Origin of the sequence: Ruminococcus sp. RTP21198st1_G1_RTP21198_201120 (genome assembly GCF_040924265.1) — a bacterium.
In the GTDB taxonomy this organism is placed as follows: domain Bacteria; phylum Bacillota; class Clostridia; order Oscillospirales; family Ruminococcaceae; genus Hominimerdicola; species Hominimerdicola aceti.
Genome location: NZ_JBCOMH010000014.1, coordinates 1 through 16895 on the forward strand (window position 1 = coordinate 1; position 16895 = coordinate 16895).

Genomic DNA, 16895 nt, shown 5'->3' on the forward strand with positions numbered 1-16895 from the left:
GCGGATTTAGCTCATCTGGTAGAGCGCCACCTTGCCAAGGTGGAGGTAGCGAGTTCGAGCCTCGTAATCCGCTCCAAAAAAGTCCTTACGATGAGTAAGGACTTCATATTTTTTGCGGGTTTATTTCAATTACCAGAATACTTTTCTTCCTGAAAGGAGATGGAGGTGCGATCCCTCTGACCCGCTCCAACAACGCCTTGCTTTTTAGCAGGGCGATTTTTTATGCCTGCGTGTTGGCGGAAGTGCTGCAAAGTGCGTAAATAGGCGGCTTGACTGACAGTCCAGCTCGATTTTGTTGACTTTTTCAAAGCCGTGGGCTATAATGTTGACCATAGAGAGTGCACTCCGAACAAATTGAAAGGTGATATGCTATGGAAGATAAAATTACTCTTGGAAAATTCATTCAATCAAAAAGAAAAGAACTGGGGCTTTCTCAAAAAGACCTTGCTAAGGAGCTTTATGTTACTGAGTCGGCAGTGAGCAAGTGGGAGAGAGGGGTATCATATCCTGATATAACGATGATATCGGGACTTTGCAGGGTGCTGGGCATTTCTGAGCACGAGCTTTGCACGGCGAGCGAGGACAATCAGCAGAGAGAGGCTGAGTTTATGGCGCGAAGTTATAAAAGCTTTGTTCGGGGGTACACTATCATAACTGGGATAGGCTATCTTGCAGCGATAATACCGAGCTTTATTTATAATGTGGCTCATGGCGGTATAGGTTGGTTCATGGTGCTTATCACGTCGCTGATGCTGACGTTTTCTTTCATCAATGTGCCTGTGCTTGTGAAGAAAAACAGGGCGTTATGGACATTAGGTTCTGCGACGGTTTCGCTTATGCTCCTTTATGCCACAGGGTGCATTTATTCTCACGGGGATTGGTTTGTTATGGCGGTACTTGGAACGCTCCTTGGGGAGGCTATCGTATTTTTGCCTTTTGTGCTGAGAAGTGAACAGCTTGAAAAGTATGTGAGAAACAGCAAGGGTCTTGTGTGCATGGCGGCGGATTCGGTACTGACTTTTGCCTGCGTTGTTTTTGGTACGCTGAAATACGGTGACGTGGTAGACCTTCGTGACGGTATGCTTGCAACGGTGGCTTGTGTGACATTGGTGTGGGCTGTGTTCCTTATTATAAGGTATCTAAAGGCGAACGGCTTTTTCAAGGGTGCACTTTGCTTTGCGGCATCTGTGGTATGGGTAGCGGCAATGACTGTGCTGAGCAATGCGTGGAACGGCATGAAACTGTCTGAGATATTTTCGGTGAAAGGTGCTGACAACAGCCGCTATGATGTTATAGTCTGCCTTTGTCTGGCAGGAGTTGCGGCGGTGCTTGGTATCGCAGGAGTTGTGTATAAGTTTGCGAGAAAGAGGTCGCAGGATAGATAAGTATGATAGAATAAGAGATATACAAAACGGATAAGGATAATTGGAACTATACAAGGACATCGGGGCATCGAGGGCGCCGTCCCCTACATAAATGTGATCGGAAATAGGAAATACCGCACTTAGGTGAAAACTTTGGTGCGGTATTTTTATTTTGCTGTGAATATTTTACCCGTATATGTCAAAAATAATGCCAGAGGACTTATGCCGCCGATAGCATAAGACTGCCGTGGGCGCAACAGTGGCTGCGGAAATCATATCGGAGAAAGGTTTTGTGTGTATGAAAAAATTCAGTATCAGAAATTCACACGCAGGCAAGGCTCTGGGAGCGAAGGGTGTTTACATTACACTTGCGGCGTGTCTGCTGGCTCTTGGCGGTGCGGGTATAGCTGCATATAACAAGGCTATGGAGGATATCACCGACAATCTGACTATTTCGAGCGTTGACAGCACTGCGCCAAAGCAGGCTGATAACAAGAAAACGGACGTTAAAAAGGACGAAAGCTCCAAACCGGATGTGGACATTCAGACGCAGCCAAATGTTATGCCTGTGAACGGTGAGATATTAGAGCCGTTTTCTAATGGCGAGCTGGTGAAGTCGGAAACTCTCGGCTACTGGAAAACCCATGATGGCGTTGATATCAAAGCTGACCTTGGCGAGCCTGTCAAGGCGATGAACAAGGGCACTGTTACAAAGATATGGGACGACCCGCTGTGGGGCAACTGCATGACTATCGACCATGGAAACGGCATTGTAGGGCATTACTACAATCTGTCAAAGGAAATGTCCGTCAAGGAGGGCGACGAGGTGAATGCAGGGGAGGTCATAGGTGCTGTGGGCGACACTGCTCAGGCGGAAGCGGCAGAGCTTTCTCATCTGCACTTTGGCTTGAAAAAGAACGGTCAGTGGATAGATCCTATCGAGTTTATTGACCCTGCTGACAAATAAGCTTTCTTCATTTTGGCGCTTTGTAATACAAAGTGCTGATGTTATAATCCCCCATATAACGCCGCATCTGAAAATTTTCGGGTGCGGCGATACATATGTATTGCAGAATAGAGAGAATTGTGCTATAATTATACTTTAAGGCAATGTTGCTGATGTTTTTACACAGAACATGGAGTGGTGGGACGCCGAGGGCGTCGTCCCCTACGGTCTGTTTTATATTGTGTGGATAATGTATAAATTATTGTGAGGTATAATAATGAAAAGCAAAAGAATCTATCCTGCGTTCACTATATCGAAAAAAGGGGAAATGTCCCTGAAAAACGGTCACCCATGGGTGTATTGTGACGAACTGAGAAACGAGCCTGAGGGCTTGAAAAACGGCGAGCTTTGCGATGTTTTCTCTGAAAAAGGCTCTTATCTTGGAACTGGTTTTCTCAGCCTTAACAGCAAGATAAGGATAAGGATCTTATCTGACAACGCAAATGAAAATTTCTCGGAAAACTTTTTCCGCAGACGTATCCGCTATGCTATAGATTACAGAAAAACTGTTATGGGGGGCGACTTTTCGGCTTGCAGGCTTATTTTTGGTGAGGCTGACGGCATGCCGGGGCTTACTATCGACAAGTATGGAGATATACTTGTTTCGCAGGTGCTTTCCTACGGCATGGATATGATAAAGGATATGATATTCAGGCTTCTTGTTGAAGAGCTTGAAAAGGACGGAGTTAAAGTTTCGGGCATAATGGAGCGTAACGATGTCTCTATCAGAAAGCTGGAGGGCCTGGAGCAGTACAAAGGCTGGTATAGGGCTGAATTTCTCCCTGAGCCACCGTCAAATATCACTGAGATAACGGAGAATGGCATACGCTATGAGGTCGATGTTGAGAACGGTCAGAAAACTGGATTTTTCCTTGACCAGAAATATAACCGCCTTGCGGTGTCGAAGATAGCAAATGGCAAGAAGGTCCTTGACTGCTTTACGCACACTGGTTCGTTTGCTCTTAATGCGGCAATGGGCGGTGCAAGGCACGTTACGGCAGTGGACGTTTCACAGTTCGCTGTTGATACGGCCAGGGAGAATGCTGAGAGAAACGGTCTGACTGACAGAATGGATTTTCTTTGCGCAGACGTTTTCGACCTGCTCCCGAAGCTTCTTGAAGAAAAGGCTGATTATGACATGATAATCCTCGACCCGCCCGCTTTCACAAAGAGCAGAAAGACAGTTGGAAGCGCTGAGAGGGGATACAAGGAGATAAACTACAGGGCAATGAGGCTTCTGCCAAGGGGCGGATATCTTGCCACCTGCTCATGTTCGCATTTTATGGAGAACAGGCTGTTTGTGAAAATGGTAATGAGTGCTGCAAAGGACGCAGGCGTTCAGCTCAAGCTTATTGAAGCAAGACAGCAAGCTCCTGACCACCCGATACTTCTCAATGTGCCTGAAACGGATTATCTGAAATTTTATCTTTTCCAGGTGGTATAGGGTTGACAAATAAGCCGTAATGTGATATAATATAGCTGTCGAAGGACCTGATATATCACAGTTTGTCTGCTGAGTTCGGACATAAGTCACAGGTATCTTGGGTATCTTGGCTTCCAGCCGACGAAATAGACTTTTCAGCCCTGTTGTTTTTCAGCAGGGCTTTTTATTTGTATTTTGCTATTGACAAATGCTTGCGGATATGGTATGATATAGGTGGCTTAGAGATAAGCGTGGCGCACCCCGTTCAGCGCATTATAAATGTACGGCATATCATAAATTGCCGTTTGTCTGCGGTATCGGACATAAGTAGGTATTTTCTGCAGAGGCAGCTGCTTCCACCGACAAAATAGACATTTCAGCCCTGTTGATTTCAGCAGGGCTTTTTTATGTGTTGATATTTAAAAACTGTCATATTGCACATAAAAAGTGAGCAAATATTGTATAAGATTTTATGTATAAAAGTGAGAAAAACCTATGGTAATTTGGCTTTAAATCTGTTATAATATATATGTAACCGTGGGCGACGGGATAATTGTGTCCGCACGCTTCGGAATTCAAAAAATTTTTGGAGGTAAAAAACCAATGGCAAAGAAGTATTGTTATCTTTTCTCTGAGGGTAATGCCAACATGAGAGAGCTTCTCGGCGGTAAGGGTGCTAACCTTGCTGAGATGACAAATATCGGTCTCCCTGTTCCTCAGGGCTTTACGATCACAACGGAAGCTTGTACTCAGTATTATGAGGACAACCGTGAGATCAATCCTGAGATCATGGCAGAGATCAACGAGTACATTGTAAAGATGGAAGAGATCACAGGCAAGAAGTTCGGTGACAAGGAGAACCCACTCCTCGTTTCTGTACGTTCAGGTGCTAGAGCATCAATGCCTGGTATGATGGATACAATCCTTAACCTCGGTCTTAACGAAGAAGTTGTTGAGACTATCGCTGCTCAGTCTGGTAACCCAAGATGGGCTTGGGACTGCTACAGAAGATTCATTCAGATGTATTCTGACGTAGTTATGGAAGTTGGTAAGAAGTATTTTGAAGAGCTTATCGACGAAATGAAGGCTAAGAAGGGCGTTAAGCAGGACGTTGAGCTGAACGCTGAGGATCTTAAGGAACTGGCTAACCAGTTCAAGGCAGAATACAAGTCTAAGATCGGTTCTGACTTCCCAACTGATCCTAAGGAGCAGCTCATGGGCGCTATCAAGGCTGTATTCCGTTCATGGGATAACCCAAGAGCTAACGTATACAGAAGAGATAACGATATCCCTTATTCATGGGGTACAGCAGTAAACGTTCAGTCCATGGCATTCGGTAACATGGGTGACGACTGCGGTACAGGTGTTGCATTCACAAGAGACCCAGCTACAGGTGCTAAGGGTCTGTTCGGTGAGTTCCTTACAAACGCACAGGGCGAGGACGTTGTTGCTGGTGTTCGTACACCAATGCACATCTCTGAAATGGAGCAGAAGTTCCCAGAGGCATTCGCTGAGTTCAACAAGGTTTGTAAGACACTTGAAGATCACTACAGAGATATGCAGGATATGGAGTTCACTGTTGAGCACGGTAAGCTTTATATGCTGCAGACAAGAAATGGTAAGAGAACTGCACAGGCTGCTCTTAAGATCGCTTGTGACCTCGTTGATGAGGGCATGAGAACTGAGGAAGAGGCTGTTGCAATGATCGACCCAAGAAACCTCGATACACTTCTTCACCCACAGTTCGACGCAAAGGCACTCAAGGCTGCTACTCCTATGGGCAAGGGTCTTGGCGCTTCTCCAGGAGCTGCTTGTGGTAAGATCGTATTCACAGCTGATGACGCTGAGGCTTGGAACGAGAGAGGCGAGAAGGTCGTTCTCGTAAGACTTGAGACATCACCTGAGGACATCACAGGTATGAAGGCTTCACAGGGTATCCTTACAGTTAGAGGCGGTATGACATCACACGCTGCCGTTGTTGCTCGTGGTATGGGTACATGCTGCGTATCTGGCTGCTCAGATATCGTTATGGACGAGGCTAACAAGAAGTTCACACTCGCAGGCAAGGAGTTCCACGAGGGTGACTATATTTCAATCGACGGTTCAACAGGTAACATTTATGATGGTATCATTCCAACTGTTGACGCTACAATCGCTGGCGAGTTCGGCAGGATTATGGGCTGGGCTGACAAGTTCAGAACAATGAAGGTTAGAACAAACGCAGATACTCCTGCTGACGCTAAGAAGGCAAGAGAGCTGGGTGCTGAGGGTATCGGTCTTTGCCGTACAGAGCACATGTTCTTTGATCCTGAGAGAATCGCTGCATTCAGAGAGATGATCTGCTCAGACACAGTTGAAGAGAGAGAGGCTGCTCTTGCTAAGATCGAGCCAATGCAGCAGGCTGACTTCGAGGCTCTTTATGAGGCACTTGAGGGTAACCCTGTTACTATCAGATTCCTTGACCCACCACTTCACGAGTTCGTACCAACAGAAGAGGCTGATATTGAGGCTCTTGCTAAGGCACAGAACAAGCCTGTTGAGACTATCAAGGCTATCATCGCTTCACTCCACGAGTTCAACCCAATGATGGGTCACCGTGGCTGCCGTCTTGCAGTAACATATCCTGAGATCGCTAAGATGCAGACAAAGGCTGTTATCAAGGCTGCAATCAACGTTAAGAAGAATCACCCAGACTGGACAGTTAAGCCTGAGATCATGATCCCACTGGTAAATGATATCAAGGAGCTTAAGTATGTTAAGAAGTTCGTTGTTGAGACTGCTGACGCTGAGATCAAGGCTGCTGGTTCTGACCTTGAGTACGAGGTTGGTACAATGATCGAGATCCCAAGAGCTGCTCTTACAGCTGACGAGATCGCTAAGGAAGCTGACTTCTTCTGCTTCGGTACAAACGACCTTACACAGATGACATTCGGTTTCTCAAGAGATGACGCTGGTAAGTTCCTCAATGCTTACTATGATGCAAAGATCTATGAGAACGATCCATTTGCTAAGCTCGACCAGAACGGCGTAGGCAAGCTTATGGAAATGGCCCTTGAACTTGGTAAGCCAGTTAATCCAAAGCTCCACTGCGGTATCTGCGGTGAGCACGGCGGCGACCCAACATCTGTTGAGTTCTGCAACAAGATCGGTCTTGACTATGTATCTTGCTCACCATTCAGAGTTCCAATTGCAAGACTTGCTGCTGCTCAGGCTGCTATTGCACAGAAGAAGTAATTTTTGCAAAGTTTAGGATATCTGAATAGATAACAAAAATTTCACCCCGTGTCTTATGATACGGGGTGTTTTTGTGTGCAAATAAAAAATAATAGAGGTCTGACGTTTGAGCCAGACCTCTATTTTGCTATGGATAATCACTTTTTCTTTATTTTTTTGTAGTCACGCTCTTTGAAACCGACCATGCACCGTAATATTTTGTGCCGTTCACTGCCGTGTAGGAACGGACACGAACGTAATATTTCTTGTTGCCTCTAAGTTTGGAAATTGTGGTCTTGTCGGTCTTGTTGTTTTTTATGGTGACTTTCTTTGCGTTTGTAAACTTGGAGTTAGTTGCATACTGTATCTCATAGCCCGTTGCAGAGCCTTTCTGCGCCCAATCCACGAAAAATGCTTTGGATTTAGACGTAAGCTTTTGTATCTCCTGCTTGGCAGGGTTTATGGTAAAGGTCTTTGTGATAATGCCACCGTATTTGCCTTTGCCTGTTATCTTGACAATTGCCTTGCCGATTTTTTTGTTGTTTGAGTAGGAAATTGTGTAATCAGTTCCGTTTTTCAGGGCAGTGCCGTTGTATTTCACAGTAATGTTCTGCGTGATAGCCTTGCCTGTGTATGCCTTGGTGGAAATGCCAGAAACGGAAGCTTTTGTGATATCATATTTTGCGGTCTTTATGTTTTTTATGTCAGACCATGGACCATAATAAGTCTTGCTTCCAACGTTTGTGTAGGAACGCACACGAACGTAGTAGGTCTTATCGGCTGTCAGACCACTTATTGTCAGGTTATCTGGCTTGTTGGCAGTGAGGTGTTTGGAAGCCGCACCGCTCATGTTTGCACTGGTGGAATACTGAATGTCATAGCCTGTGGCAGAGCCTTTCTGCGCCCAATCCACAAAGAAGCCTTTGTATCTTGTTTCAAGCTTTTGTATGGTCTGCTTGGCAGGGATAATGTCAAAGTCTGCGGTATAACTGCCGTAGTAGTTGCCCATGCCTGAGATAGTGATGTTAGCGTGACCAATTTTAACATTGTTCGTGACTATCACACGATAGTCGATGTTCTGACGGAGAACTTTGCTTCCGTCCTTAACAGTGACTGTCGGAATAATTGCACTGCCTGTGTACTGTGCAGTGCTTGCATAGGAACAGCCTGATGTTGGAAGCTTTTTTGTGGTGACCTTTACAGTGCATACGGCAGACCTTCCGTTAGGCAGGGAGGCTGTTATCTTTGCTGTGCCTTTGCCCGTGGCGGTCACAACACCGTCTTTTACTGTGGCAACGGCTGTGTTGGAGCTTTTCCATGTTACTGTCTGAGGAGTGTCTGAGGTCACGCTGGCTTTTAGGGTAATGCTGTCGCCGTATGTGATTTCTTTTGACGTGGAGTCAAGAGTTATTTGTGTATTGTCACTGCTGATAGGATAGCTTTTCAGGTCGGGCAGACTTGAAAGTGTCACGGCATAGTCGCTGTTATAGACCTTTTGCCACATACTTTTCTCGGTATATTTCTCAGAGCTTGATATGCAAAACTCACCGCTCCATGTGCCGAAATATGACCATGCGGTGTTTGCATCAAAGGCTTTGTCAAGGTCGAAAAGACAGCCGTTTTCTGTAAGGGCAACTATTTTTCCGTTTGGTGAATAGTCTGTGGCTTCAAGATATTTTGAGCTTTGGGCTGAATAATCTCTTGTGCCTGGGTAGATATCCTCTCCGATTATGTCAACATATTCGTCGCCAGGATACCAATTTGCCGCCTGACCATTCCATACCCATATGATATTGTCAAGCTTGTATTCATTCGTGAGCTTGTCATATATTGCCTGCCAAAGCTTTTTGTAGGCTTCCGAGCCATCTGCACCCCACCAGAACCAACCACCGCTTGCCTCGTGGAGCGGTCTGAACAGTACCGGAACGTCTGCGTCAGAAAGACGTTTGAGTTGTTTGGCAATCTCGTCAACGTCGCTCATAAGAGTGTTGTAGCCCTTAGGGTCTGAGCCGTTCATTATTTTGGTAAGCGAGAACTTTGAGCGGTCAACGTTTTTGGTGTAAAAACCACCCCACCAACGTGGATTTCCGCCGTCTGTACCTGAGAGAAGATATTTGTCAGGGACGTTCCAATGCCAGCAGAATGTTACTATTCCACCTGCCCGTGAGAACTCGATAGCCTTTTCGACAGCGTCGGAGGTGTCACCATTCTGGACACGGCATGGAGTATAGCGCATAAAGTCAAGACCCAACATAGCAGGGGTCTGACCAGTGGCGGACTTTATAGCTTTGAACTCAGTGCCGTTAAGACCACCGTCGCAATACTGTCCTGTTATGACCTTTTTGCCGTAAACGTCTTTCATATAGCTGTAAAGGCGCTGTGTGCTTTGTGAAGCGTATGGGTCAACGAGATTTTCAGCGGCAGTGTAGGCATTTGAAGAGCTCATTTTTTCAATGGTTATGTAGTCGAGAGTAAAATATCCCCACGACATTGTTATTTTGACAGTGTTCTGACCCTTTTTGAGATAAATACCATTCACTGTGGACTCTTTATAGGCAGAGCCGTTTGCACTGCTGAAAGTGCCTGCATTTGAGCCGTTTACAGAAAGGTTGTTTATCTTATTCGAGCCTTCCCCGCGGCTGTAAAGCTTTATTTTGTAGTATCCGCTTTCGCTGACTGTAACAGTCTGTGACCATGTGCAGCTTGAGTCTGAAAAACTAACTGACCTAGAGCCTGATGCGGAGCTGTCTGTTTGGATATAGGCAGAACCGCCCAAAGTGCCGTTTTCGGCTTCGTATTTAAGCGTCTGCTGTGCAAAAACAGAAAGCTGAGCCGAGCCTGTGGTGAGCATTGCCACACTTAAAAATGCGGCTGCGACCTTTTTGATATTGAACTTCATAGATGTTTTTTCCTTGTTATATTATTTACTGATAAAGCTAAGAGCTTAAAAGCATACATTTATTTTAGCATAATTTTTGTGAATTGTAAACAATATATCAAGGCTAATTATAAGATGATTTGTAAACTTTAATTTTGCTTATTTCATCAGCCAAATTTCGCAGACGTATTCGGAAGAGGATGAATAATCACCGTTAGGTTTTAGCTGGCTACGACACATATCATATATTGCGCAGCCGAGATATTTGTAATCCAGCCTTTGGGAATAAACTGTAAGGTCGCCTTCATCATCAGTGAAAAGCTCGTTTGAAAAATTTACTTTTTTGGCATACTCAAATACTTCATCATAGCTTTTACAGCAGTTCATTACATAGCTTACCCTTATAAATTCACTGTCTGAGGGAAGTCCAACGTCGCTGAGGTTGCTTTTTAGCTTATCTAATGTTATTTCATTCCAAGTATCGATCTCGCCCTCGCTTTGTACATTAGTCATTGTTTCGAGGCTTAATGCTAACAGGCTGTCAAGCTGTCCGCAGACCCTCAGAGGTGCATAGCCTCTGCCTTCACGTTTTTTATTTATTTTGTCTGCAAATATTCTGCTTAGCTCATTTGCTCCGTCCTCGGAAAAATATGACGGCTCAGGCTCGGCTGGAGCTGTATTTTCCTCCTGCTGTGCTTCATTTGGCTGATAGTCATTTTGCTCTTCGGGCTGTACTTGAATAACTTCTTGTTCTACGGGTAAAGCGGCTGCTGTGGTCGTGGTGCCTGCTGTGCCTGTGGAAGCCTGCCTAAGACCGCCTGAAATTTTGTCTATCTCATCTGCTGTGGGTGCAGGTGCGGTGGTGGTAGTAGGTACAGTTGTTGTGGCGGCAGTCGTTGTCTGCGGTATGGTCGTTACAGTGGCAGAAGTTGTCACAGCTTTTGCAGGCTCAGGTGTTTTAGTTTCTACGGCATTGTTTTTCTTGCTGACAACGGCAAGCACTGACGATGCGGCTATGATAGCGACTGCAACACAAACCATAGGTATGGCTCTTTTGCGTGACGTATTTACCTTTATAAGTATTTCTTTACGCTCGTTGACGATGGACATACAGGCAAAGCAGAAAGTAGAATCATCGTGAAGCTCGCTGCCACAGTGAGGACAAATTCTCATTTTTTACGCTCCCTTGATTTGGTTATTTTAATTCTATCACATTTTTTGTAAATTGTAAATATGTTTGAGACGTTTTGCATGATTTTTAAGAATGCTCACTGTCTATGCAGGCTTTTATTTGACATTTCGTCATTCATGTGATATAATCGTAGTGTGAGCGAGCTATGCGATAGCGTAAACGTTCTAGGTTTATGAGGAAAGTCCGAGCATCATAGAGCAGGATAGCTGATAACGTCAGCCGAGGGTGACCTTAGAGCCAGTGCAACAGAAATATACCGCCAACTTTTGTTGGTAAGGGTGGAAAGGTGGGGTAAAAGCCCACCAGAATGGCGGAGACGTCATTGCTATGTAAACCTTATCCGATGCAACACCAATGGTAGCTTGCAAGTCAATGGCTGCTCGTCAGACTTGGGGCTATAGGTGGCTAGAGCTGTGCGGCGACGTACAGTCCAGATAGATTATCGCACTCGACAAAACTCGGCTTATCGGTTCGGTCACATTTGCTCCGTCAGTTAAACTTTTTTTAAGCTTAACTACGGGGCTTGTTTTTTAATAATATATAAATTTGGTTATTTGTTTTGTGCATTATAAATAAATTTCTATAATTCCCCTTGTGATTTTACGGAAAATATGTTATAATGATGCTAGACGTATTTATATAAGCAGAGGAGGGCTGTTTGTATGGAAATACCGGCTAAGACCTATAACGAAAAGTTCGAGAGCTTTTTGAAAATACTTGAAAGCGATGACAGATTTGATAATGTGTGCAAGAATTTTCTCGAAAGTATTTGCTCTGCACTTTATGTCAATGCGGCTACGGTAACAGTTTCAGGCTATGAAAACTCAGAACCTTTGAGTTATGAATTGATCGCTGATACACATAAATATACTGTATTTGCTTTTGATAAAGAATTTAATAGAAATAGATACAATGCAATGAAAAAAGCACTTATGCAAACTGGTATCCACGTTGCGGATAAGGCTCATCCGAATGGCGATGTGGAGGAAATATCCCTGCGTGGTGTGGTGTATCCTTGTTCACTCACTTGTGCTGTCAAGGACACCAATAAGTATGTTGCATATTTCAATCTTTTGTCCTCTGATCCTGAGAGAGTATGGTCCCCTGAGGAGATACAGCTAGCCTCACGTCTGACATACATACTTTCTGGCATGCTCCATACTAGGAGAGCGGCTGAACATGCTGAAAGCACTACTCGCACGCTTACTGATGTTATGGATAATATGAATTCCTATGTGCTTGCAGTGGCACAGGACAGTGGTGAGATAGTTTTTGCCAGCAAGAGCTTTGAACAGTATTTGGGGAAACTGGTCGGCAAAAAGGAAAGTGACGTTTTCAGCAAGACTTGGTGTGAGCTTCCTGCTCATAAAGAAGGACTGCTTTTTGGAGGAGATTATTATTCCGAGATCATGAACAAATGGTTCAATGTGTCGGAAAAACTCATAAAATGGCATGACGGCAGAACTATCAGACTTTGTACACTTAATGATATCTCAGAAAAGATAAATTATGAGAGGGTCATCGAAAAGCAGGTCTTTTACGATAATCTCACAGGTATTCCTAACAGATTAAGTCTTGATAAGAGTATACAGGGCATTATTGAAAGCGATGAGAACAGCACTGTTATGCTCATTGACCTTGATAATTTCAAAAACATAAATGACAGCTATGGTCACAATAATGGTGACCGACTTCTTAAAGAGATAGGTAAATTCTTTGAGGATTTTGCCCAGAAGAATAAAAAGCTGAGCGTTTTTAGATTTGGCAGCGATGAGTTCGTTGTGCTTCTGAGAGATCAGGATCAGACCGAGATCGACGAGATATGCAAGATCATACATGATAAGTTCAACACAGAGTGGCAGATAGCTAACAGCACTTGCTATTGCACTTGTTCAATGGGCGTTGCGAAGTTCCCAAAGCTTGACGATACTGTAAACACAGTTCTTAAAAGGATCGACCTTGCCATTTCATATGCGAAAAAGCAGGGCAAGAATTGCACTATAAATTATAACGAAACTATCGGCAGGATACTTTCAAGGCAGATCGAACTTGAAAGGCTCATGCACAAGGATATCACAAATGGCTTTGCACATTTCACGGCGTATTATCAGCCTATATTCAGCAGCTCTGAAAAGAAGCTTGTGGGCTGTGAAGCGCTTATGAGGTGGAATCCACCTGAGTTCGGTCAGGTTTCCCCTGCCGAATTTATCCCTATGGCGGAAAGACTTGGCTATATCAATCTCTTGGGCGAGAACATAATAAGGATCGCAGGCAGACAGTGCAAAAAGTGGGCTGACGCAGGGCTTGATTTGAGAATGAACATCAATCTGTCTGTAGGTCAGATAATTGAGCCTGATTTCCTTGACAAGATAGACACACTTTTTGACGAAACAGGCGCACCCCCTGATAAGATATGTTTTGAGGTCACAGAAAGTCTTGCTATCCATGATATGGAAAAGATGAAGGAGCTTTTGAAGCATATAACAGACAAGGGCGTGAAGATAGCACTGGACGATTTCGGAACGGGATATTCTTCGCTTAACTGCATAAAGGAAATGCCGCTGAATACCATTAAAATAGACAAGTCGTTTATTGATGATATTGCAAAAAATCCTGACACTGCGGTGTTTGTTAAAATGATAGTTAATCTTTCTCACGACCTGCATATAGCAGTTTGCGCAGAGGGCGTTGAGGAACAGGTGCAGTTCGATATCCTGAGAGATCTGGAAACTGACGTTATACAAGGCTATTATTTCGGCAGACCTATGCCGTCAGACAAGTTTGAGGAGAAGTTCCTTAGCGAGAAACTCCAGTCAGTAAAATAAGTCGCCAAAAAAAGAAAGTTCGACCGTCGGGCGTAATACTCGGCGGTCTTATAAATATGTAAAAATCAAAAATAAAGGGGAAAGCTTATGAGTGATGAGAAAAAAGACGTAAACAGCCTGCAGGAGAATGTGGGCAAAAAGGGCATAAACAAAAAGCTTATCATCGCTTTTGCAGGCATGGGCGCTGTTATAGTGGGGCTTGTTATTGCACTGATACTGGTGGCAACATCAGGCAAAAAAGACGTGGACAGCTCGGCTTCAAAGGCGGAGAGCGGTTCTGCGGTGGCTTCAGAAACCGATGACACCAGTGAGGAGGACTCTGTGGCTGATGAAAGCGAGGACGAGCCTGATGATGAGGAAGAAAGCTCTCAGGAAAGCAAGGACGATAAAAAGGAAAAGGGCTTTATCATCTCCTATTCAGGGGACAACAGTTGGCAGGACGGCGACAAGGTCATGACGGGCATGGAGATAGGCATTGAGAACAACTCCGATGAAGCCCTCAAGGAGTGGACGCTGGAGCTTGAAATAGACCAGCTCAAAAGCTGTGACGGCTGGAACGGCAACTTTAAGGTCAAGGGCAACAAACTCACGGTCACGAATGTTGATTACAATGGCGAGATCGCAAAGGGCGGTTCGACCTCTATCGGCTGTAATATCGGAACTGGAACAAAGCTCAATGTTAAGTCTGCAAAGCTAAACGGTGTGGAGTGTACTGTTAAAAAGGGCAAGGTATCACAGAATAATAACAATAACAACAATAATCAGAATAATGATAAAAAGGTCACGGAAAAGGACGTTAAAAAGCTTCTAAAGCGTACCTCAAAGGCTAAACAGGGTGATGATTGGCTTCACACAGACGGAAGCAAGATACTTGATAAGGACGGCAAAGAGGTTTGGCTCACGGGCGTGAACTGGTTTGGCTACAACACAGGCACTAACACCTTTGACGGACTTTGGAACAGCGAGCTTGTGACATCGGTGGAGGCTATTGCAGACCACGGTTTCAATCTTATAAGAGTGCCTATGTCAGCGGAGCTTATCAACCAGTGGTCGGAGGGTGAATATCCAAAGGCGAACTACAATAACGCATACAATGAAGAGCTGAACTCTATGAACAGCCTTGAGATATTTGATTATTTTCTCAAGCTTGCGGAGGAAAACGGTCTTAAAGTAATGCCTGATATCCATTCAGCGGAAACCAATGCCAGCGGTCATACTGTAAATCTGTGGTATACCGACAAGGTCACTGTAAAGGACTATTACCATGCTTTGGAGTGGCTTGCCGACAGATATAAGGACAATGACACTATCGTTGCATTTGACCTGAAAAACGAGCCTCATGGCAAGCCTAACGAGGGTGACGCTGCGGCAATATGGAATGATTCAAAGGACGCAAACAACTGGAAGTATGTGGCTGAAACGGCAGCGAGCAAGGTGCTTGCGAAAAATCCTAATGTGCTTATAATGGTCGAGGGTATCGAAATATATCCTAAGAACATCAAGAAAAACGGGGATTATTCCTCCACCAACAGTGATGATTACTATTTCAACTGGTGGGGCGGAAATCTCAGGGGCGTAAAGGACTATCCTATCGACCTTGGCAAATATCAGGATAAGCTTGTTTACTCGCCGCACGATTATGGTCCGACAGTTTATCAGCAGCCTTGGTTCGAGGGGGATTACACATACAAGAGCCTTATGAAAGATTGCTGGAAAGACAACTGGTTCTACATTCAGAAGCAGGATATCGCACCGCTTCTTATAGGCGAGTGGGGTGGCTTTATGACAGAGCCTAACCTAACTTGGATGACCTACATGAGAAAGCTAATAAAGGACAATCATGTAAATCACACTTTCTGGTGCTTCAATGCAAACTCAGGTGACACGGGCGGACTTGTAAAGGACGATTTTGTTACATGGGACGAGGAAAAGTATGATTTTGTCAAGGAAGTTCTTTGGCAGGAGGGAGGCAAGTTCGTTGGACTTGACCACGCTATCCCGCTTGGAGATAATGGTATAACTTTGAAAAAGGCAAAGGGTCTTTGATATCGCATATAAAAATAGCGGACGAAGTTTTCGGGCTTCGTCCGCTTTTGTATTGTATTTTTATCGCTGGTCGCCCATAAAGAACAGAGCGAGAGTTCCAGGTCCTGAGTGTGAGCCTATAACAGCACCTGTGTAGCAGATATGCACAGTGGTCTTCTTGCCAAGCTTTTTTCGCATAAGGTCGGCTGCATATTCTGCGTCTGAAAGGCAGTCGCCATGGCAGACGGCTACTGTGGAATTATCCCAATTTCCCATGCGTTCGCACATCATATCCACAAGCTTTTCAATGGATTGCTTTCTGCCTCGTATCTTTCCAACTGGGATAAGATGTCCCTCGTTGTCAACGTGGAGAAGCGGTTTAATGCCAAGAATAGAGCCTGCTATGGCGGCAGTCTTTGATACTCTGCCTCCTCGGTGGAGATATTTCAGGTCATCAACTGTGAAAACATGGCATAGGTGAAGCCTGTTGTCAGTGATCCACTGGGCAAGCTCGTCAATGGAAAGACCCTGCTTTTTCTTTTCGTCAGCCTTTATGAGCAAAAGACCTTCGCCTGTTGAAGCACAGAGGGAGTCTATGCAGATTACCTTGCCTTCTGGGTATTTTTCCATTACGTTATCTCTTGCAATGCAGGAAGTGTTGAAGCTGCCGCTAAGACCTGACGAAAATCCAAGATAAAGCACGTCATAGCCTGCGGCAAGTTCCTTTTCAAAAGCCTGTTCATAGTCGGAGATACCTATTTGCGATGTTTTCGTTACTGCTCCGTTTCGCATTTGGGAATAAAATTCAGGCAACGTCATGTCATTCTTGCTCTTTACAACACCGTTTACCTCAAAAGATAAGTCCAGAAGCGTCACGTCCATATTTTTTAATATATCCTCCGACAGATCGCAGGTGGAGTCGGAATATAGCTTGTATTTTCTGTCAGACATTTTTATCCTCCTTTTGCC

Annotated in this window: 9 protein-coding genes, 1 tRNA gene and 1 other RNA gene; 8 read left to right on the forward strand and 3 right to left on the reverse strand. The window is 44.7% G+C overall.

From position 1 onward, the window contains the following. The 5 genes from AB5627_RS09865 to ppdK all read left to right on the forward strand — a co-directional run bounded on the left by AB5627_RS09865 (position 1) and on the right by ppdK (position 7027). Positions 1-76, forward strand: a tRNA-Gly gene (locus AB5627_RS09865). Between the two features lie 295 nt (positions 77-371). Continuing rightward, the gene (locus AB5627_RS09870; protein WP_265290522.1) at positions 372-1385 is read left to right on the forward strand and encodes a helix-turn-helix domain-containing protein; all 1014 of its coding nucleotides are present in this window, start codon (positions 372-374) and stop codon (positions 1383-1385) included. 277 nt (positions 1386-1662) lie between these two features. Further along, positions 1663-2331, forward strand: a complete 669-nt coding sequence (locus AB5627_RS09875; RefSeq protein WP_022288533.1) for a M23 family metallopeptidase — start codon at positions 1663-1665, stop codon at positions 2329-2331. Positions 2332-2587: 256 nt separating this feature from the next. After that, complete coding sequence (locus AB5627_RS09880) at positions 2588-3814, forward strand: class I SAM-dependent rRNA methyltransferase (RefSeq protein ID WP_022288532.1); 1227 nt, start codon at positions 2588-2590, stop codon at positions 3812-3814. Between the two features lie 582 nt (positions 3815-4396). Then, positions 4397-7027 carry a pyruvate, phosphate dikinase gene (ppdK, locus tag AB5627_RS09885; protein ID WP_022288531.1) on the forward strand — a complete coding sequence of 877 codons (2631 nt, stop codon included), beginning with the start codon at positions 4397-4399 and terminating at the stop codon, positions 7025-7027. Between the two features lie 148 nt (positions 7028-7175). Here ppdK and AB5627_RS09890 read toward each other — a convergent pair whose 3' ends face one another. After that, entirely contained in the window at positions 7176-9905 is a 2730-nt protein-coding gene (locus tag AB5627_RS09890; RefSeq protein ID WP_302837570.1) for a glycosyl hydrolase, read from the reverse strand. 138 nt (positions 9906-10043) lie between these two features. After that, positions 10044-11057 carry a zinc ribbon domain-containing protein gene (locus tag AB5627_RS09895; RefSeq protein WP_265290517.1) on the reverse strand — a complete coding sequence of 338 codons (1014 nt, stop codon included), beginning with the start codon at positions 11055-11057 and terminating at the stop codon, positions 10044-10046. 154 nt (positions 11058-11211) lie between these two features. Between AB5627_RS09895 and rnpB the strand changes: the two genes are divergently transcribed. The 3 genes from rnpB (at position 11212) to AB5627_RS09910 (ending at position 15947) form a co-directional block, all read left to right on the forward strand. After that, positions 11212-11558: RNase P RNA component class A (rnpB, locus tag AB5627_RS09900), an RNA gene on the forward strand. 180 nt (positions 11559-11738) lie between these two features. Beyond that, positions 11739-13901, forward strand: coding sequence for a bifunctional diguanylate cyclase/phosphodiesterase (locus tag AB5627_RS09905; protein ID WP_265290516.1), 2163 nt, complete (start codon positions 11739-11741; stop codon positions 13899-13901). An 87-nt stretch (positions 13902-13988) separates the two neighbouring features. Next, on the forward strand, positions 13989-15947 hold the full coding sequence (locus AB5627_RS09910; protein WP_022288527.1) for a cellulase family glycosylhydrolase: 1959 nt from the start codon (positions 13989-13991) through the stop codon (positions 15945-15947). 60 nt (positions 15948-16007) lie between these two features. Here the strand turns inward: AB5627_RS09910 and AB5627_RS09915 are convergent, their stop codons facing one another. After that, on the reverse strand, positions 16008-16877 hold the full coding sequence (locus AB5627_RS09915; protein WP_022288526.1) for a DegV family protein: 870 nt from the start codon (positions 16875-16877) through the stop codon (positions 16008-16010). Positions 16878-16895 lie beyond the last annotated feature (18 nt).

What these genes read in the sequence shown, in the direction of transcription:
- AB5627_RS09895 (WP_265290517.1), bottom strand. Translation starts at nt 11,057, where the DNA reads ATGAGAATTTGTCCTCACTGTGGCAGCGAGCTTCACGATGATTCTACT.
- AB5627_RS09875 (WP_022288533.1), top strand. Translation starts at nt 1,663, where the DNA reads ATGAAAAAATTCAGTATCAGAAATTCACACGCAGGCAAGGCTCTGGGA.
- AB5627_RS09910 (WP_022288527.1), top strand. Translation starts at nt 13,989, where the DNA reads ATGAGTGATGAGAAAAAAGACGTAAACAGCCTGCAGGAGAATGTGGGC.
- AB5627_RS09890 (WP_302837570.1), bottom strand. Translation starts at nt 9,905, where the DNA reads ATGAAGTTCAATATCAAAAAGGTCGCAGCCGCATTTTTAAGTGTGGCA.
- AB5627_RS09915 (WP_022288526.1), bottom strand. Translation starts at nt 16,877, where the DNA reads ATGTCTGACAGAAAATACAAGCTATATTCCGACTCCACCTGCGATCTG.
- AB5627_RS09870 (WP_265290522.1), top strand. Translation starts at nt 372, where the DNA reads ATGGAAGATAAAATTACTCTTGGAAAATTCATTCAATCAAAAAGAAAA.
- AB5627_RS09905 (WP_265290516.1), top strand. Translation starts at nt 11,739, where the DNA reads ATGGAAATACCGGCTAAGACCTATAACGAAAAGTTCGAGAGCTTTTTG.
- AB5627_RS09880 (WP_022288532.1), top strand. Translation starts at nt 2,588, where the DNA reads ATGAAAAGCAAAAGAATCTATCCTGCGTTCACTATATCGAAAAAAGGG.
- ppdK (WP_022288531.1), top strand. Translation starts at nt 4,397, where the DNA reads ATGGCAAAGAAGTATTGTTATCTTTTCTCTGAGGGTAATGCCAACATG.